At 54.4% G+C, this 19,795-nt stretch carries 16 protein-coding genes; 10 read left to right on the top strand and 6 right to left on the bottom strand.

Annotated elements, in window-relative coordinates:
- Window positions 1-38: 38 nt before the first annotated feature.
- On the bottom strand, window positions 39-1,235 hold the full coding sequence (locus H144_RS0114820) for a cytochrome-c peroxidase (protein WP_019942863.1): 1,197 nt from the start codon (window positions 1,233-1,235) through the stop codon (window positions 39-41).
- 287 nt (window positions 1,236-1,522) lie between these two features.
- Between H144_RS0114820 and H144_RS0114815 the strand changes: the two genes are divergently transcribed.
- The 5 genes from H144_RS0114815 (at window position 1,523) to H144_RS0114795 (ending at window position 6,643) form a co-directional block, all read left to right on the top strand.
- Window positions 1,523-2,425: a helix-turn-helix domain-containing protein gene (locus H144_RS0114815; RefSeq protein WP_019942862.1), complete on the top strand. Its 903-nt coding sequence runs from the start codon at window positions 1,523-1,525 to the stop codon at window positions 2,423-2,425.
- Between the two features lie 81 nt (window positions 2,426-2,506).
- Window positions 2,507-3,742, top strand: a complete 1,236-nt coding sequence (locus tag H144_RS0114810; protein WP_033402839.1) for an MFS transporter — start codon at window positions 2,507-2,509, stop codon at window positions 3,740-3,742.
- A 562-nt stretch (window positions 3,743-4,304) separates the two neighbouring features.
- Window positions 4,305-5,102: a glycosyltransferase family 2 protein gene (locus H144_RS0114805; RefSeq protein WP_026350705.1), complete on the top strand. Its 798-nt coding sequence runs from the start codon at window positions 4,305-4,307 to the stop codon at window positions 5,100-5,102.
- Entirely contained in the window at window positions 5,086-5,934 is an 849-nt protein-coding gene (locus H144_RS0114800; RefSeq protein ID WP_019942859.1) for a glycosyltransferase family 2 protein, read from the top strand. The genes H144_RS0114805 and H144_RS0114800 overlap by 17 nt, the downstream gene beginning before the upstream one ends.
- 4 nt (window positions 5,935-5,938) lie before the next feature.
- Entirely contained in the window at window positions 5,939-6,643 is a 705-nt protein-coding gene (locus H144_RS0114795; protein WP_019942858.1) for a glycosyltransferase, read from the top strand.
- On the opposite strand, the gene H144_RS0114790 is transcribed toward H144_RS0114795, so the two are convergent.
- Genes H144_RS0114790 through H144_RS31935 form a run of 3 tightly spaced genes read right to left on the bottom strand, consistent with a single transcriptional unit; the run spans window position 6,637 to window position 8,904 of the window.
- Window positions 6,637-7,494, bottom strand: a complete 858-nt coding sequence (locus H144_RS0114790; RefSeq protein WP_019942857.1) for a glycosyltransferase family 2 protein — start codon at window positions 7,492-7,494, stop codon at window positions 6,637-6,639. The two genes, H144_RS0114795 and H144_RS0114790, sit on opposite strands and share 7 nt — an antisense overlap.
- Window positions 7,495-7,500: 6 nt before the next feature.
- On the bottom strand, window positions 7,501-7,887 hold the full coding sequence (locus H144_RS0114785; RefSeq protein ID WP_019942856.1) for a sugar 3,4-ketoisomerase: 387 nt from the start codon (window positions 7,885-7,887) through the stop codon (window positions 7,501-7,503).
- 27 nt (window positions 7,888-7,914) lie between these two features.
- Window positions 7,915-8,904, bottom strand: a complete 990-nt coding sequence (locus H144_RS31935) for a hypothetical protein (protein WP_033402701.1) — start codon at window positions 8,902-8,904, stop codon at window positions 7,915-7,917.
- 264 nt (window positions 8,905-9,168) lie between these two features.
- On the opposite strand from H144_RS31935, the gene H144_RS0114775 reads away from it, so the two are divergent.
- Window positions 9,169-9,957 carry a methyltransferase, TIGR04325 family gene (locus tag H144_RS0114775; RefSeq protein ID WP_019942854.1) on the top strand — a complete coding sequence of 263 codons (789 nt, stop codon included), beginning with the start codon at window positions 9,169-9,171 and terminating at the stop codon, window positions 9,955-9,957.
- Here the strand turns inward: H144_RS0114775 and H144_RS0114770 are convergent.
- Both H144_RS0114770 and H144_RS0114765 read right to left on the bottom strand, forming a co-directional pair.
- Window positions 9,948-10,619: a DNA alkylation repair protein gene (locus H144_RS0114770; protein ID WP_019942853.1), complete on the bottom strand. Its 672-nt coding sequence runs from the start codon at window positions 10,617-10,619 to the stop codon at window positions 9,948-9,950. The genes H144_RS0114775 and H144_RS0114770 overlap by 10 nt on opposite strands.
- Before the next feature lie 4 nt (window positions 10,620-10,623).
- A complete protein-coding gene (locus H144_RS0114765; RefSeq protein WP_019942852.1) occupies window positions 10,624-11,166 on the bottom strand; it encodes a RidA family protein in 543 nt (180 codons plus the stop codon).
- Between the two features lie 327 nt (window positions 11,167-11,493).
- Here H144_RS0114765 and H144_RS0114760 point away from each other — a divergent pair, with 327 nt between their 5' ends.
- From H144_RS0114760 to H144_RS0114745, 4 genes are all read left to right on the top strand, one after another.
- A complete protein-coding gene (locus H144_RS0114760) occupies window positions 11,494-14,817 on the top strand; it encodes a SusC/RagA family TonB-linked outer membrane protein (protein ID WP_019942851.1) in 3,324 nt (1,107 codons plus the stop codon).
- Between the two features lie 8 nt (window positions 14,818-14,825).
- Window positions 14,826-16,595, top strand: coding sequence for a RagB/SusD family nutrient uptake outer membrane protein (locus tag H144_RS0114755; protein WP_026350704.1), 1,770 nt, complete (start codon window positions 14,826-14,828; stop codon window positions 16,593-16,595).
- 220 nt (window positions 16,596-16,815) lie between these two features.
- On the top strand, window positions 16,816-17,151 hold the full coding sequence (locus H144_RS0114750; protein WP_019942849.1) for a PadR family transcriptional regulator: 336 nt from the start codon (window positions 16,816-16,818) through the stop codon (window positions 17,149-17,151).
- On the top strand, window positions 17,148-19,778 hold the full coding sequence (locus H144_RS0114745; RefSeq protein WP_019942848.1) for an ABC transporter permease: 2,631 nt from the start codon (window positions 17,148-17,150) through the stop codon (window positions 19,776-19,778). Before H144_RS0114750 ends, H144_RS0114745 begins: the two co-directional genes overlap by 4 nt.
- Window positions 19,779-19,795 lie beyond the last annotated feature (17 nt).

Below are 19,795 nucleotides of genomic sequence, written 5' to 3'. Positions count from 1 at the left end.
ACTCTAAATCAAGCCGCCGTAGTCATGTTGCCCGGCTGCTAACGGCCCATTACCGGCAATCCGCTGGGCACGCTTTCCGGGATGGCTTTGTCGAAAGAATCGTCGTTGAGCGTGTTCAGAAACTCGACGATTCTTGAAATGTCTTTGAAATTCACGTCCATATGTGTCGCGAGCGGGTCCATTTGTCTGGCGTGGACCTGCGGATTGGGCAATTTGCCGCCGGCGATATCTTCATAAAACATCAATACCTGGTCCAGCGTCGTGAATTTGCCGCTGTGCATGTACGGGGCCGTGTAACGAAGGTTCCGTAGCGAGGGCGTCCTGAATGCATAGTTCCGGTCCGCGCCCGTGTCGCTTTCCCGCCGGTTTTCCGTGTCGGGCACGCCGAGGGTATGCAGTTTGAAATCCGAAAACATGGGCCCGGAGTGGCATTTGGCGCAGCCGGTCACGAGAAATGCATTCATACCCTCCTTCTCGCCCGTCGAAAGGGCATTGCTGTCGCCGCGCATGTACTGGTCGAAGCGGGTGTTGGTAGCCACGAGCGTGCGCTCGTACGCGGCGAGCGCGTACGAGAGGTTACGCTGGCTGACGGGCGACGCGTCGCCGGGGAATGCTTTGGAAAACAGCTGGCGGTAGGCCGGGATTTTTGTCAGCCTGTCGACGACCTCGCCGAGGATATTGTTTTCGTGGAAACCATTGCCCCGCATTTCTTCCAGGGTGCGGATCGGCTCCAATGCCTGCTGTTCGAGGCCTTTGGCGCGCATATCCCAAAACATCGGCGCCGCTGTCGGGTCGTATGGTTCGTCGTTCCGCAAGCCGTTAAAAGCGGTGTTGAGTACGCTCTGGGAATTGCGTTTGACAAATGGCATATCGTTTGGATCGGTAAACCGGCGCCCCTGGCCCCGCCCGATGCCGTTCACGCCGATAGAGGTTTCGAGAAACTCCGCATAATTGAATTCCGGCTGATGGCAGGTGGCGCACGCCACATCCTTGTTACCCGAAAGCACGGGGTCGAAAAATAGCAACCGGCCTAATTCCACTTTCTGCGGGATAGACGGATTATCCGCCGGATGCGCTACCGTGACCGGCAAGGCACCGAGGTCGGCGATGGTCTCCATGCGCGCCGCCTCCTTTTTAGCGGAACCTTCCTGCCCGCCGCCGCACGAAATGGCCGTGACGGCCACGATAAGCCATGCATTTATTTTTACCAATACTTCAATAACCCGACGCAACATGACGATCCCGATAATTCAATAACCCAAATCTTTTGTATAAGACGAGTGAAAGCCGGAATTAACCATTCGCTAGTCCGCGCACAGGTTTTTGCCCGCGTCGAGCAGGGCGGTGCGTATGCCTGGAAGCCGATGTCTGCGACTGCGGGCATTGTTGCCGACAATGATACCCGCTTACCCGCCGGCAGGGACGGCATTGGTCCGAGGCTTCGTTGGCCCGGTAGCTGCATTTGAAAATAGCAACAAATCCCATTACCTTTGCCTTTGATTTATATAATACTTCAAAGGATATGCATACTGAAACGCTTCAACAGTTCTATGTACGTACCGGCCAGCCGATGCCCGCGGAACTGGCTTCGCAAACGAACGTGAGCCATTTCAACGTCAAACAGCGTACGTGCCTGAACCGGCTGACGCCTTATAACCGCCGCGACTACTATAAAATCTGCCTGATCATCGGCAACGGCATGCATATCGCGGAGGACAAGGAAACGCCGGTTGAAAATGCGGCGATTATCTTCTCCAATCCCAGGGTCCCATCGGCCTACCGGGGCATTTCGGAGTCGCAATCGGGTTATTACTGCCTTTTTAACGACACGTTTCTGCTAAACAGCATCCGGCAGGAGATCCGCTACCGGAGCGCGCTGTTCAACCCGTCCATCCAGGCGGTGATCAGCCTGGACGCGGCGAATATTGAGCGTTTCAAATACCTTTTCGGAGAGATGGAAGGCTTATTATCAAGTACATATACATACAAATCCGACATGATCCGCACGCTGCTGCAAATGATCATCCTCGAAGGCATTCGCATACAAGGGCCTGTGAACCAGGAACATTCCGGCGACCGGCTGATCTCCCGCTTCCTCGAACTGCTCAACCAGCAATTCCCCGTCGACTCGCCGGAGAACCCGCTAAGGCTCTTCACCCCTGCCGCTTACGCCAGCCAGTTGAATGTCCATGTCAACCACCTGAACAATGTTTTGAAACGATCGACCGGCAAAACCACCCGCGAGATCATCCACGAACGCATTGTGGAAGAGGCGAAAACACTTCTGCTCAACACCGACTGGGACGCCGCGCAAATCGCCTACACCCTCGGCTTCGAATACCCTTCGCACTTCAACAAGTATTTCAAACAAAACACCCAAACCACCCCCCTGCTGTTCCGGGAGCAGCTCCGGCAGGCCATTTGATTTGTATAAGCATTGCTTTGATTCATATTACCCTTGGCCGTGCTTGCCGGGCTACATTTGCAGCACCAAAAATGCAAGCACATGAAAACCATCAAAGAATCCAATAAACCGGTCAGCACGGTGCTGGCTCTGAGCCTGATCCCCATTACGGGCTTCGCGCTCGACGTGTTCATCCCCTCGCTCCCGGCCATGAGCGCGCAGCTGCACGCAACGCCCGCGCAGGTACAGCTGTGTATCTCGATTTTCCTCGCCACGTACGGGATCAGCCAGCTGCTCGTCGGCGGCCTGCTCGACAGTTATGGCCGCTTCTGGCCCAACATCGCCGCTTTGGCGGGTTTCAGCCTCGCCAGTTTCGCGATCGCCAACACGGACAATCTCTCGCTCATATACGTGATGCGGGCCGTACAGGGCATCATGTCGGCCGTTATCGTGATCAGCAAACGGGCTTATTTCTTCGACCTTTTTGCAGGTGACAAGCTGAAACATTATACCAGCCTGTTTTCGGTCATCTGGTCGGCGGCACCGATTATCGCGCCGTTCCTGGGCGGGTACCTGCAAACGAACTTCGGCTGGCAGTCCAATTTTTACTTCCTGGGCTGGTTCGGCGTCGCATTCCTCGTCCTCGAACTTGTTTTCAGCGGCGAAACGATCGTCAAAAAAGTCCCGTTCCGGCTCCGCACGATCAGCGAGGCTTACCGGTCGATGATCAGCACGCGCGATTTTACCTCGGGACTGCTCATCCTGGGTCTTTCTTACGCGGTCCTGATGATTTACAACATGTCGAGCCCGTTCCTGATCGAGAAGGTAATGCATTACCCGGCGACGGTTACCGGCAATGCGTCGATGGTCTCCGGCCTGGCGATGCTGAGCGGGAGCTTACTATCCAAATCGTTGATTTCCAAGCCATTTTATAAGAAGATATTTACCGCCGCCGTCGCGCAGCTGGTGGTATCCGGTCTTTTGATCCTGCTCACTTTGCAGGTACATAACCTCTACACGCTCATGGCTTACGTGGTCCTGCTGCATGCGGCTTCGGGCTTTATTTTCAATGGAATGCTGGCCTATTGCCTCACGCGCTTCACCCAGTTCGGCGGGCTGGCGAGCGGCCTCACGGGCGGCGGCTATATCCTCTCAACCTCGGCATTCAGCTACCTGGTCGTGAAAACGATCCATATCGAAACCCAGGCCTGGCTGGGCGCTGGCTATGCGGTGCTCGTCGTTGCCGTACTGGCCCTCATTATCCGTACCAAATGGCTCGAACGCCCCGCACCGAGCCGCGACCTGGAAGAGGAAAAAGTGGCCTTGCTCATGGAATAGTACCGTGGCAAGCCACCCGGCCTCGCACCAGGACAGCGTCTCATGGTCCGGCACCCACGCTCGCCGACCTCTGCGGCCTGCCCCGTCGGGCCGCAATAACTAGCGCCATTTTCATCTATTCGGGGATTGTCAAAAAATTAAAAATAAATTAGAAAAAAATAAGAAACCGCTATACCGTATTTCTTATACTTTTTCGATCTTTATATCGTCACAGTTAATAATAGACTCAATCCCTAACGAACGTAAAACATGTCCTCTTTCAACAATTTACCACTTAGCCGGTTATCCCTTTTCCGGCCCCCAAAATCCCCAACGTATAGCACTATAAGTAACTGGCGGTTTCTGAAATAATCTTCCTTTCCTGGCTTCGATTCCTTTTCCTTCCGCGGGATTAGCAGTTAGCGTTGTGACCGAACGGGATACTAACCGGTTACAACCATAGGCAGCTTCGGTGTGTCAATGCATTGCTATTTCCTTTTGGAAGCAGAAATCAGGTAGTCGGGTTCAGGCGCATGTTGAATACCAGGCACCAAGTGTTTCAGGAAAATAACCCGGATTATTGATGGATTCCGCTTCGGCAACATCTCTCATTATTGCTACCTATAACTGGGCGGAAGCGCTGCATTGCAGCCTTTTAAGTGTTATAAAGCAAAAAACTTTACCTGTGGAAGTGATCATCGCGGACGACGGCTCGGACGAGCGCACGCATGATGTGATCACCCGTATGCGGGCGCAATTGCCCGTGCCCATCGTGCACGTGTGGCACGAAGACATCGGCTTTCGCAAAAGCCAGATACTGAACAAGGCCATCGGCCAAAGCAAGGGAACGTATATAGTTCAGGTGGACGGCGATGTGCTGCTGCACGAGTCGTTCATCGCAGACCATATCGCCGTGGCCGAACGCGGGGCTTTCGTGCGGGGTACGCGTGCGCGGCTGACGCCGGACAAGACGACGGATTTACTTCAAAAGGCCGGCACCGACGTGCATTTTTATTCACGGGGCGTTTACAACCGCCTCAATGCGCTGCGCCTGCCGGTACTGCGCTCGCTGGGCCAGCGAAAGGAGATGAAAAGCCGCAGTGTGCGGGGCAGCAACCTGGCCTATTGGAAAGAAGATTTCCTCCGGGTAAACGGCTATAACAACGACCTCAGCGGCTGGGGCCATGAGGACGAGGAACTGGCCGCCCGGTTTATCAATAACAACATCATCAAAAAAATCGTGAAGCTGAGCGCGGTGCAATACCATCTGCATCATGAAGAATTACCGCGGGCGAATGAACCTCGCCACCGCGAAATCATTGACAATACCCTGCTAACAAAAGTTAAAAGATGCTCTAATGGATATGAAAACCTTCTCTAAAAGCTCGCTGATCATTTCCACTTACAATTGGCCGGAAGCACTGCGGCTTTGCCTGCTCAGTGTCAGGCAGCAGTCGGTACTGCCCGACGAGATCATTATCGCCGATGATGGCTCCACCCGCCACACGGCCGACGTGATCGACGACCTCCGGCCGTTGTTTCCCATCAGGCTCATCCACGTGTGGCAGGAAGACGACGGCTTTCAACTCTCGAAAATCCGCAACAAAGCCATTGCCACGAGCTCGGGCGACTACATTATCCAGATCGACGGCGACCTGGTATTGCACCGGCATTTCGTACGCGACCACCTCTCCATGCGCCGGAGAGGCACATTCGTGGCCGGGAGCAGGGTGTTGATGAACCGGGAGCTTTCGGACAAGTTGCTCTACCTGCAAAAATCGCGCATTAACCCATTCCAATCCGGGCTGGGCAATTTCTGCAACCGGTTCAGCATCCCGTGGCTTAGCCGGTACATGGCCGACCGCTACAAACCGAACGACATTTATGCATTGCGCGGCTGTAACATGGCTTTCTGGCGCGACGACCTCGTGCGCGTGAACGGCTATAACGAGGTATTTCATGCCTGGGGCCGCGAGGACAACGAGATCGCCGTGCGATTACTCAACTCGGGCGTCAGGAAACGGGCGATCAAGTTCGGAGGGGCAGTTTTCCATATTTTCCATCGAGAGGTAGACCGCGGCGGGTGCCGTGAAAACGACCTGTACCTGTCCGACGCACTGCTGCACAAGACGGTATACTGCCACCTCGGCATCCGGCAATACCTCGACATCATCGAGCCGGCGCCGCTGGCAGAGAAGGAATTTGCGCTTTGATTGCATGAACCCACTGATTTCCGTCATCCTGGTGACTTACAATGCAGAAAAGTTTTTGCAAAGGTGTCTCGACAGTATTTTTAACCAGCATTACCCGCACATCGAGGTGATCATCATGGACGGCGGCAGCACCGACGGCACCACGGCCATCTTACAACACAACAATACCCGGCTCGCTTTCTGGAAAAGCGAAAAGGACGGCGGCATTTACGAAGCTATGAACAAGGCCCTGGACCACACCCGGGGCCAATGGGTCTACTTCATCGGCGCCGACGACGTCCTGACGCCGGCATTTTCCGCACTCGCGGCTGAACTGAAAGATTCGCATGCCATCTACTACGGAAGCGTGTTGAAGGCGGGAGTGAAATATTTGGGAAAAATGTCGCCCTACAAGCAGGCCAAAACGGGTATCAACCACCAGGCTATCATTTATCCTTCGGGAATTTTCGCTGAGCGGCGGTATGACACACGCTACCGCATTTCAGCCGACCATGTCTTCAATATGCAAAGCCACAGCGACCGGCATTACCACTTCGAGTTCCGGGATTTCGACATTGCCGTTTTCAACGATACGGGTATTTCGTCGCTGCAAAAAGATGCGGTTTTTGAGAAAGAAAAGGCCGGATTGATCCTCCGGCATTTCGGGGCGGGCATTTACCTGCGGTTTTTGTTCAAAAGATGTAAGGAAAGGTTTTCCAAACCTCAATAGTCGTCCCGAAGCAGCATTTCATTGGCCCGGTCGAACACAATTTTCGGCGGTAAACCCAAGGCCTTCGCAGCCAGCCGGTGCCGCCATTTTTGTTTGGGGAGCAGGTTGGAAAATGCGACTATAAAGCGGCAAAGTGACAGCTGAAATGCATTCCGCTCTTCCTTTGCCAGCAATGCCCGCATTTGACTTAAATAGGCATCCCGCTGACTGTAACTCTTCTGATTTTCAGTCCTGAAACGAAATCCTCCGAGCATGAACGAAGTTGTGTAAAGCTGCTCATACCTGGAAAAACGAAGCCATAACTCGAAATCCGCGGCCAGCGAATGGCTTTCGTCAATGCGTGCGCCGGACCGTTGCCAGAGCTCGCGGCGCCAGAACACCGATTCCTGCTGGACGAACGCGCCGTCGCCGAGCAGCAGCCGCTTGCGCGACCAGCGCTGCCCGTACGGCAGATCGTCGTAGAGAAAAGCCCGGCCTTTTTCGTCAAAAAACGTATTGGTGCCCATCAGCCATTTTACCTGCGGAAAACGGGTGAAAATTTCAGCCACCGTAAAAAGCGATCCCGGATGGTACATATCGTCGGCATTGAGCCAGGCCATGATGTCCCCGCTCGAACGCGCAAAACCCTTTTGCAGGGCATGGTACAGCCCTTCATCGGGCTCGCTCACCCAATAAGCAAGCTTATTTTCGTACTTCCGGATAATGTCCACCGAACCGTCGGTACTGCCGCCGTCGATGATGATGTATTCCAAATGAGGGTACCCCTGCCGAAGTACCGATAGCAAAGTCTCTTCCAGGTATTTACCCTGGTTGAACGACGGCGTCACGATCGTGATCTTGGGCAGGGGCATACGTACTCAGGAAGCGAGGGACACTTTGTATTGCATCGGCTCGCGCGCCAGTTCCTCCGCCTCGAAAGGTTCGGAAGCCAGCACCATGAGAATGGATTCGTCGGAAAAGCTGCGCATCCGGTGACTATCCTCCGGTGCGAGCAACAGGCATTGATCGGCCGTGTCGAGTACGAAATGCTGCTCTTCGATGCCGGTATGGCTGGTTATGTGGCAGCTTCCTTTCAGGCATATTACCGCCTGCCGCATGCCGTTGCGCGAAATGCCGCTCTGCCTGAAATGCTCAGGGCCATTCACATAAAAAATACGCTTGATCTCGAAAGGGATCACACGCTCGATCACCGTCAGGCTTCCGCGGGTATCTGTGATCGTTTTCAGGTTTATTAACTGCGCCAAGGGGGGTGAATTGGATTATGATTTAGATTAGGTTAATGCGTTCTTTTTGGTGTAATTCTTGTAATGGCCCTTCAAACCGAACTGGATACGCCGCGAGAGGCTCACCGTGATCCATTTCATCACCATCGGCGGCTCGTGAAATACCGCCAATGGATCGGTTTGCAGGATATGCGTCTCCGCGGCGGCCAGCGCTTTGATATAGGTACTGTAAATGAAGCGGATCGTATCCTTCGGGAGGCGATATTGTTCGGCGGTGAGGCGGAAACTCCCGTTAATGCAGTACCGGAAATCGTGGAAATGGTAGAAAACCAGCGGCGCTTTCACTCCGTCGCCATGGTGCACCATTACCTGCCCGTTTATCTGCTCGACGGCATATTCCTTCGCATTCCACGGTGCCACGCCGCCTCCCGCATGTTCCAGCACGTGTACGCCCGGGAAGCGCTCGGTCCAGTCGTCGAGGTACTTCTGGTCGCCAAATTTGCCGTCTTCGAAACGCGCGTAGCACCAGGCCAGGCAGGCGTCCATCCACCATTTCAATACGGCCAGCCCTTCCGGCGTATTTTTGAATGTCACAAACTGCACGCAATAAATGCCACTATTTTCGGTCTGGTCGTAGTCTTTACTGTACCGGTGCGCCGTAATAAGGACGGATTTGTCGCCCATTTCGTCGGTCAGCACCTTCGGGTCGGCGTAAAACAGCAGGTCGGCATCGAGGTAAGTGCAGTGGTCGAGCGAAAAGTGGCGGATGCAATGCCAGATCGTGAAGGAAGTACAGGTCCAGCAGTATTCGCCCGGTGTGCGGCCGCCTTTTACAGCCAGCAGTTCGGGTGTTTCGAATTCATGCAGGGAAATGATCGTCGCGTTCGACAGGTCCATACGGCGAAGCAGGGCGTCGCAATCGTGATCGAAGGCAAAAATGTATAAATGAAAATCCGTTCCCTGCCGGAGCAACGAATGGTACATGGCTAATCCCCGCGAGAGGTAGCATGAATTGAAAAGCGTGCAAAAATTCTGCATTAAAGTATGTTAGGGGCGAAGAGGGCACTTCTGCTGCAAATATCGGTCAATATCGGCAAAAATGTTGCTCAAACGGTTTGTTAAAATAATATATTCCGGACTATTTTTTGATACCGTTGGTTGCAAATGTTTACTAGAAATAATTGACTATCAGTTATATAAAATACGATCTCGTTCATTATCACGAAGTTGGCATGCTAAAATCGTATTATAACGGAGTTACCACTTTAAGCCCTAACTTGCGGCGCATTCTAAAAGAGACATATGGCCTTTTTTAAACCGAAGAAAAAAAACCCTTACGGATGGTTTGGCGACTACAAAAGCTGGGATTCACTGACGGCCATTTCAGGCGGCTACGAAGCCGGGCCTATTTTGGACAAAACAAAGGAAGCGCTCCTGAAAGTGAAGAAAGGCGAAGCGGTGTACGAGCGCGATTCGGTGTTGTTCGACAAGAAGATTTACCCCTACTCTATTATTTCCGCATTGCTGTACACGGCGGCAGAATGTGGCAACCAGCTGAATGTGATTGATTTTGGCGGATCACTCGGCAGCACTTATTACCAGGTACGCGACCTGATCCCCCCGGCCGTTCGAATGCATTGGAGCGTGGTGGAGCAGGATAATTTCGTTCGCTGCGGAAAAGAACATTTCGAAGACGATGTCCTGAAATTTCATTTTACGATCGGGGAAAGCCTGGCGGCCAAAAAGGCGGATATTCTGTTGCTGTCGAGCGTGGTGCAGTACCTCGAAAAACCCCATGAATTCCTGGAAGAAATCGTCAGGCAGGATTTTAGCTATATTCTCATCGACCGGACGGCCTTCATCGCCGCCGACCGCCCCGACCGGCTTACGTTACAGGTGGTGCCGCCCGACATTTACGAAGCCTGGTACCCCGCCTGGTTTTTCAACGAAAAGCGGTTTCTCGAACATTTTCAGGACTACGACATCAAGCTGGAATTCGAGTCGTTCGTACAAGGCGAGCAGGAAATGGAGATCGACCACGTGAAAGCGGGTTACGACAAGGGCTTTTTCCTGATCAAACGTCAACCCTGATTTTCCCTGCGGACTATTTCATTGATCCAGATCGGCGCGAAGGGTGACGTGCAGCCCTTGGATACGGGATAATCGCGGTAGATGCCCAGCCTTTCACCGATCGCGAGCGCGCGGGCACGGAACGCGGGGAAGCGTATACCTATCTGCGCGAGGGTCGTGTTCATCGTCCATTGTATTTCCGGCGCGGCTTCGGGCATTTCCGCCTCGATGCGGTCGAGCAGGCCTGGAATATCGATACCCTCCGGCTCGCGCGTGACGCGCCCGGCGGTGAGGCTCCATCCGGCGCGCGCAGCCCACGGATGGTCGGTTTGCATCCAGGCCTGGCGAAGTGCCTCTTTGGCAGGATGCTCCTTGATAACATAGGAAGAAAGCCAGTCGGCAACCTGCGTCGTGCCAATCTGCCGCACCATGGTATCCACTTCTGCCGCGCTGAGCAGCTTCGGCTTGATAATCAATAGCGACAACAGCTGCGCGTCGAGGTTGCCGGTGTCCCACAATGCCAGCGCCAGCTCGTGGTTGAGCTTGATGCGGTTGGCAATCGTGCGAAGGTCGCCCAGTTTCACACCGAACTGGTTTTCACCAGCCCCATTGCGGATATTGAGCGCTCGAACCTTCTCGTTTCCAAGCGATTCCAGCTCGGTGAGGACTTCGTTGGCCGTCATGGTATTAGGGCGCTACCTCCACGATCATTTCAATCTCCACCGCGATACCCGATGGCAGCGAAGCCACTCCGATGGCCGAACGGGCATGCTTGCCGCTCTCGCCGAACACTTCCACCATGAAATCCGTGAAGCCGTTGATCACCTGCGGTTGCTGTGTCAATGTAGGCGTGGAGTTCACGAGGCCGAGCACTTTCACAACCCTTTTGACTTTGTTCAGATCGCCGATCTCGTATTTCAGCGAGGCCAGCAGAGCGATCCCGCACAATTTGGCAGCTTCCTTGCCCTGCTCTACCGTGAGGTCGTCACCTACTTTTCCGAGGATCTGACCGCCGCCCGGCTTGTCGGGGCCGTGGCCGGAAAGGTAAATCAGGTTGCCCACGCGAACGGCGCGGAGCAGGTTGCCTTTTGACGGATTGAGCTTTGGCAGCGTGATGCCCAGCTCGGTTAGTTTTTTCTCTACGTCGGGGCGGTTGGTTTGCGCGGCGACCGGGTTAGCCAGCGCCAGAAATAACAGGAGGAGCGCGATCAGCGAAGTTGGTTTCAGCATGACAGGTTTAAGATTAATAAATGTAAAAATAGGGATGATTCATGAAGAAGATGCATTACACCGGGCCTCCATACCCTCGCGCATTTCGGAAAACCACATTTTTTAATATTTATTCAACAAATAATCAAATATATGAGTATTTGTAAAGCCTTTCTTGACTTATGGGTACACATTCTCCTCCTCTCTTTTTGGCCGGCCCGGCAGATTATGATATTGTTAAATAGCGCTGCGCGGCCAGCGTAAGTAAGTTCCATTGTCCATTTTTGTCGCCTCAAAACGGAAAACCCATTTTAATTTATTCTCCATTCCAAAACATCTACACCCATTATGACTCGATGTAAACAAAGGTCGCCGCTGCGCGCGGGCGTCCTGAGCAAGTCGTTCGCCGGCTTGGCACTGGTTGCAATGATCGGTGGTACCGGCTGGGCCGAAGCGAAGCCAATGGCCAGAGTGGCCCGCCACGCGGCCCGGCATACCCAGCGGGAAATAACCCGCGCCGACCGGCAGGTCAAAGGCCGCGTGACCGACGGCGATACACCCGACGGTATTCCGGGCGTCAACGTCGTTATTAAAGGCAGCCAGACCGGTACCGTTACCGACGCAAGCGGTAACTATTCCCTCGACATCCCCGAAGGCGGCGCCATTCTTGTCTTTTCTTACGTGGGCTACCTGAGCCAGGAAGTGGAAACGGGGACACGCAGCGCTATCGACATCGCCTTGAAAGCCGACAGCAAGTCGCTGAACGAAGTGGTCGTGGTCGGGTACGGCACGCAGAAAAAAGTGAACCTCACCGGCGCGGTGGACCAGGTAGGACAAGAGGTTCTGCAAAACAGGCCCGTTCCCAACCTCGCACAAGGGCTCGTAGGTACGGTGCCTAACCTGAACATCCGGATGTTCGACGGCAAGCCGACGCAGTCGCCCTCGTTCAACGTACGGGGTACTACGTCCATCGGGCAGCAGGGAAGCGCCCTTGTCCTCATCGACGGTGTGGAAGGCGACCCGCGGATGCTCAACCCGCAGGATATCGAAAGCATTTCAGTATTGAAAGACGCGGCTTCGGCTTCGATTTACGGTGCGCGAGCCGTTTTCGGCGTGGTATTGATCACGACGAAGCCAGCGCCGGAAGGCAAAATGCGCATTTCATATTCAGCCAACTACTCGATCAAGGCGCCGACGGAGATTCCCGACAATATCACGGATTCTTACCCGTGGGCGCAGGGTTTCAGCGACGCATGGTCGCGCTGGAACGACAACGGCAGCACGCCTACGGCCGTCAACAAGACGATCAGCTTCTCTCCTGCTTACCTGGCCGAGATCAAGCGCAGATATGAAGATCCTTCTTTGCCGAAAGTAGAGGTAAACCCTACTACCGGTGAATATCAGTACTATTACAGCACCGACTGGTATAAGGAGCTTTATAAAAAGAACCTCAGCGCGCAGGACCACGCCCTGTCTATCGCCGGCGGCACCGACAAGGCTACCTATTTGCTGAGCGGCCGTTTCAACAACCAGGACGGTCTGTTCCGCTACAATACCGACAAATACAGCATGTACAACTTCCGCGGGAAAGGCGGTATCCAGCTGACGCCGTGGCTGCGTGTGGACAACAACACGGAGTTCTCGTCGATGAAATACCACCAGCCGCTGAACGTCGGTGAAGGAAGCGGCATCTACCGTAACATCGCCGATGAAGGCCACCCGCTGGCGCCATTGCTCAACCCGGACGGCACATTGTCATTCTCGGCGGCTTACACCGTGGGCGATTACTACTACGGCCGCAATGCCCAGGACCAGACCCGTCGGTTCCTGAAAAACCAGACCGCATTGAAGGCACAATTCTTCGAAAAGGCATTGACCATCAAAGCGAACATGACCTTCCAGAGCACCGACCTCGCTACGAGCCAGATCCGCGTGCAGGTGCCATACAGCCGTACCAAAGGCGTGATCGGTTACACGGGTACCAACACCAACGACATTTCGGAAGGCCGGAATACCATCAACTACCTGGCTACCAACTTTTATGCGGATTATGTGAAGTCCTTCAACAACGTGCATAACTTCACATTGCTGGGTGGTTTCAACTACGAAAGATCGCTGACTACCAACCTCGCCGCTTCCCGTAACGGTATCGTGTACAGCGACGCCGACGACATTAACCTCGCATTGGGGCAAAGCGTGACCACACGCGGCGGGTACCAGAAATGGGCGATCGCCGGCGGGTTCTTCCGTTTGAACTACAACTTCCGCGAGCGCTACCTGCTCGAAGTGAATGGTCGCTACGACGGTTCTTCCAAATTCCCGACCGACCAGCAATGGGCATTCTTCCCATCGGTATCGGCCGGATGGCGCGTTTCCGAGGAGCCATTCTGGAAAGTTGACCCTAAAATCCTTTCCAACGTCAAAATCCGCGGTTCTTACGGCTCTTTGGGTAATGGTAACATTCCTCCTTATACCTTCAACGAGAAGTTCGGCATTTCGCAACTGGGACGCGTGATCAACGGTATCCGTCCGCAAGCGACGAGCATGCCTGCCGTAGTGCCCAACGGGCTGACCTGGGAAACGGCTACGACGGCCAACCTGGGTCTGGACTTTTATGCGCTCAACAGCCGCCTCCAATTCTCTGGCGATATTTACCAGCGTAAAACGACCGACATGTTCACCGTGGGGCCAACCGTTCCGGCCATTTACGGAACGTCGGTACCATTCGGCAACTACGCCGATCTGAAAACCAATGGCTGGGAGCTTTCGATCAACTGGGACGACCAGTTCAATATGGCATCGAAGCCGTTCCATTATAACCTGCGCTTCACCCTGGCGGATTCGCGCGCCACGATCACCAAATACAACAACCCCGACAAAAACCTGACCGACTACTACGAAGGCCAGCGCGTGGGTGAGATCTGGGGCTATAAAGTGGCCGGGTTGTTCCGTTCCGAGGCTGAGATCGCAGAATCTCCTTCGCAGGCCAACGTACCGAATACGAACACCCGGAAAAACTACCCCGGCGACATCAAGTTCCAGAACCTGGACGGCGACAATGTCATTTACCAGGGCCTGAACCGGGTGGGCAACTCGGGCGACAAGACGATCATCGGTAACTCCGAGCCGCGCTATACCTATGGCGTGAACCTCAATACCGACTGGAACGGCTTCTTCGTGGGCGCATTCTTCCAGGGCGTGCTCAAACAGGACTGGTACCCGTCGTCCGAAGCGCGTTTCTGGGGACAGTACAACCGGCCATACAACGCTTACCCGCGCTGGCAGCAGGACAATATGTACCGCGAAGAGCTGGGCAACTTCGATGCTTACCTGCCGCGCCTGGTGGGTTACGTAGCGCAGGGCTCCGGCCGCGCATTGCAGGTGGCCAACGACCGCTACCTGCAGAATGTGGGCTATATCCGTTTGAGAAACCTGCAGATAGGCTACACCATCCCGGAACGCATTACCTCGAAAATCCACGCGCGTTCTCTCCAGGTGTACATTTCAGGCGAAAACCTCTGGACATGGTCGCCGATGTACAAATGGACCCGCGACACCGACGTAACCAGCATTCTCGGCTCCGACCGTGACCTGGGCAATGGCGGCGCCGGCGACGGTTACAATTACCCGATGTTGAAAGCCGTATCGCTCGGTTTGTCACTCAATTTCTAATGGAATTTATGAAGACTAAAAAAATACTCAGCTATACCCTTGCCCTGGCGCTGCTCGCTACGGCAAGCTCCTGCGACCTCAACGAGGTGCCGGTGGATACCGCCACCAACGAAGCCGTTTTCGGTTCGGAAAGCGGTCTCGATCTGTATGCCAACTCATTCTACGACCTCCTTCCGGGCACGGACGTGGGCGTGTTCCAGATCGACGATAACTCGGACCTTGTCGCCCGCAACGGCGTGGACGATTACCTGGCCGTGAATGCATTGAGCCCGATCACCAGCAGCGGATGGAGCTGGACGCAATTGCGTAACATTAATTACTTTATCGAAAATGCTGAGAAAAGCACTGTTCCTGCCAAAAACCATTACATCGGTATGGCGCGCTTTTTCCGGGCATTGTTTTATTTCGATAAGGTAAAAAGATTCGGCGATGTGCCCTGGATCGAGAAGACGATCGACGTGAAAGACGATGCGACATTGTACGGAGCGCGTATGAACCGGTACGAAGTGATGGACAAGGTACTCGCCGACCTGAACTTCGCGATCGAGAACATTACGCTGGCGTCCGATCCTTCCGTGACGCGTATTACCAAAAATGTGGCCCGCGCCTACAAAACGCGCATTGCATTGTTTGAAGCATCGTGGCGGAAATACCATACCGAGGATAACAAGCAGTCTACCGCCAATGCCTGGTATGAAGAAGTGGTGAAAGAAGCCAATGCGATCACCGGCTACACGCTGCATTCGACCGTGCCCGACAAGTCTTACCGCGAATTGTTCCTCGCAAAAAGCGCTTTCACCGACGAGTCGATCCTTTCCGTGGCATTGAGTGCGAGCTTGCAGATTTACAGCTCGGCCAACCGCCGCTTTATCAGCCCGACCTACGGTAACCGCCCCAGCCTGACACGCCGTTTTATCAATACCTACCTGAACCTCGACGGCACGCCGTTTACCAGCAAGGCCGGTTACGAGACGACGCCGTTTGTAGAAGAAGTGAAAAACCGAGACCTGCGTTTGAAGCAAACGATCCGCACGGGGGACTATACCCGTACGGAAAACGGCCTTCCCGTAGTAGCCCCGCCGAATTTCAGCCAGACCTACACCGGTTACCAGCCTATCAAATGGTGCTACGACGAGCGCTTCCCGTTCGACGACGAGAGCCGCAACGACAATGCGCACATCGTGATGCGCTGGGCGGAAGTGCTTTTGAACAAAGCGGAAGCATTGGCCGAGCTCGACAAAATGACCGCTGCCGAATGGACCAACACCATCGGTGCATTGCGGAAGCGGGCGGGCATTACGGGCGCAACGCTCACAACCGTGCCTGCCACGGCAGATCCTTATATGGTATCGTTCTTCGGCGGCAAGTTCACCAACCCGGTGCTGCTGGAAGTACTGCGCGACAGGGGTGTTGAAATGGTATTCGAAGGCCTCCGTCCCGACGACTTGAGAAGATGGAAGCTGGGTAACCTCTTCCAGAGCACCCCGATGAACGGAATGTATGTACCAGCGTTGGGCGAATACGACCTCAATGGCGACGGAAAGAAAGATGTGTATTTCTACCAGGGCACCAAACCGACCTCCACGACGGCAGGCATCGCATTCGTAGACGTATCGCCATCGACGGCCGTCGGACGCATCCAGCTATCGAAAGGCACATCGGGCGAAGTAATGTGGAACCCCGGCCAGCGCGAATGGGCGGATAAGAAATACCTCTACCCGATCCCCGAAGCCGACAGAATCAGAAACCCGGCACTGGGGCAGAATCCGGGATGGTAAGCATTCGCTGTGATTTGTAAAAAAATATGAGAGAGGTTGTCGGCAACGGCAACCTCTCGCTGCTTTACCCCCGATCGCCAATCCCCTTGCCCCGGTCCCAAGACCGAGGATCCACCTAAAAAGAAAAAAAGAATGAAAATATTTTACATACAAAACATGAATTTAGTTTTTAATAATACATACATTTACTGAATAAATACATTAAACGATTGGCTGCCAAATGAAAGGGACCAACCTGGGCGAATTTGAAGAGCTGGTGCTGCTGACGATCGCGGCGCTGGGCCGCGAGGCGTACAGCGTGGCCATTTGCGATGAGCTGGAAAGATACACAGGCCGCTCGGCGAAGCTGGGCGTGGTACATGCCGTGCTGAACCGGCTGGAAGAAAAAGGCCTTGCGAAGAGCCAGCTGGGCGATGCCAGCGCTACACGGGGCGGCAAGCGGAAACGGTATTATGAAGTGAGCCACGCGGGCAAGGTAGCGCTCACGCGTGCGAAAGAGCTCCGCGAATCGATCTGGCGGAATATCCCCGGCTTTAACCTCGAAGGTTCCCTATGAAAAAGCCTTCGCAAAACCCGCAACCTCCGCAATGGGCCACCCGATTCCTCCGATGGTACTGCCGGCCCCGCCTGCTCGAAGACCTCGAAGGCGACCTTTACGAATATTTCCTCCGCAATGTCCGCGACAAGGGAGCCCGGCGCGCCAGGTTCATATATATGATCGATGTCTTCAAGTTCCTCCGGCCGTATACCCTCCGCAAAATCGAGTTCATCACTTTCCTAACCCATTTCATGATGATCGGCAGCTATCTCAAAACCTCCCGCCGCAGCCTGGTGCGCAACAAACTTTTTTCATTCATCAACATCATCGGCCTGGCCGTGAGCATGTCGGTAGGGTTACTGGTGATCTCCATTGTGAACGACCTGCGCTCCTACGATGATTTTCACGAAAAAAAGGACCGTATGTACCGGGTCATCACGCGGCACGAGGGCGCCGGGCAATCCCCGATGAACCTTGCTTCCACCTCGGTGCGGATCGGGCAGCGGTTGAAAGAGAATGTGCCGGGCGTGGAAGACTTCACGCTGATCCGTACCGGCTTTTCCGGTGACGCCCAGATCGGCAAGAATACCTTCCCGCTGGAAGCAGTCTGGGCCGACCGGTCGTTTTTTAAAGTATTCACATTCCCGCTCGTTGCCGGCGACCCCCGTACGGCGCTGAAAGAGCCGTTTTCACTCGTGATAACCGAAAAAACGGCCGAGCGACTTTTCGGCAAATCCAATCCGCTGGGGCAGACTGTGCGTTTCGACACGCTCGATTACCAGGTTACCGGCGTCGCTAAAGAAGCACCGGCCCTGTCGCACCTGCATTTCGACGCACTCATTTCCTTCGCAAGCGCCGACGCGACGATGGGCAAAAAGGACAACTGGTTTTACGCCTGGAACAGCGTCTGGTCCAACTATGTATACCTGACCATTCCCAAGGGCGGCAGTCCGGCAAACGTGCAACGTGCGCTGGACCGGATCAATGCGGAGGAAAACAAGGGCGTGGAGCATTTGAAAGTGAACGTTTCCCTTCAACCGATGAAGGAAATCGCATTGGGGAAAGACCTTTCCAACAATATCGGACCCGAAACAGAACCGGTGACGCTCTGGATTCTCGGCGGGCTGGCGTTGGTGATCATCCTTTCGGCTTGTTTCAATTACACCAATCTGTCGGTCGCACGTTCGCTCAGGCGGTCGCGGGAGGTGGGCGTACGCAAGATTATCGGCGCGCACAGGAGCCACGTACTCGGGCAGTTTATGGCCGAGTCGGTGATGATCGCATTCCTGGCATTGCTGTTTTCGTTCGGGTTATATCTCTGGTTGAGAAAAGAATTTTTCGCGCTGGACCCGCACATTGCAAAGATATTCACCCTTGAATTATCGTTCAGGTCGGTGCTGTATTTCATCGCGCTCGCCGCGTTCACGGGGTTGCTGGCCGGGTTCCTGCCTGCCGTTTTTTTCTCGAAAATCAATGCGATGTCCGTCATGAAGGATGCCGGCGGGCTGAAAATCTTCAGGCACATCGGGCTGAGAAAAGCGCTCATCGTCGTACAATACACGCTTTCATTGATATTCATCGCTACGACTGCCGTCGGTTACAGCCAGTACAAAGGTTTTCTGAACTTCGATTTAGGTTTTAACACCGAAAACATTCTCAATATCAAACTCCGCGGCGCCGACGCCACCGTGCTGCGCGACGAACTCGCGGCAATACCCGAGGTGAAACAGCTGTCGCGATCGAGCATGGTCACGAGCGTGGGCAGCATGTTCGGCGACCATACCAAGTACCTGCCCGGCGATTCGGCGCTTGTGTGGATGAATGCCGTGGACGAGCATTACCTGCCCATTCACCAGCATCAGCTGCTCGCCGGCACGAACTTCACCACCCGTCCCGAAAAAGGAAAGGAAACAGAAGTAATTGTGAACCAACAGCTTCTGAAACGATTCAATATCGCAGACCGCGATCCGCGGAAAGCATTGGGCAAAATCCTGACCGTCGGCAAACAGAAGCTGACGATCGTAGGCGTGCTGAAAGACTTTCATTATGGCACGATGGAGAACAAGATTGAGCCGGTCATGTTCCGCTATTCCGGCAGCGAACCCTGGGGATATCTTAACCTTCAGATCGCTTCCAATGACCTCACGGCCACGATGGAGAAAATAGCGGACGCCTGGAAACGGTTCGATAAGGTACACCCGCTCAAGGCCACTTTTTACGACGATCAGATCGAGGAGGCGTACAGCCAGTTTTCGGTGATGGTGAAAGCGATAGGCCTCCTGGCATTCCTGGCCATTTGCATTGCCTCGCTGGGCCTTTTCGGGATGGTAGTGTTTACAACGGAGACGAAATTGAAGGAAATCAGCATCCGCAAGGTGCTCGGTGCCAGTGAACCCGGATTGGTATACCTCCTCTGCCGGGGCTTTCTGACGCTGCTCGGCATTGCGGCGCTCATTGCATTGCCCGCTACCTATTTCCTTTTCGACAAACTGCTGCTCACGCGTTTCGTCTACCACCAGCCCATCGGCCTGCCCGAGCTGCTTGGCGGTGCCTTGCTCGTGATGCTGCTCGCCGTCGTCATGATCGGTTCCCAAACCGCCAAAGCCGCCCGCAGTAACCCCGCCAAGGTGTTGAAAAGCGAATAACCGGCAATGGCGCACTG

The organism is Dyadobacter beijingensis DSM 21582 (assembly GCF_000382205.1).
Classification (GTDB): Bacteria; Bacteroidota; Bacteroidia; order Cytophagales; family Spirosomataceae; genus Dyadobacter; species Dyadobacter beijingensis.
This window is presented reverse-complemented; position numbering and strand designations above follow the sequence as displayed.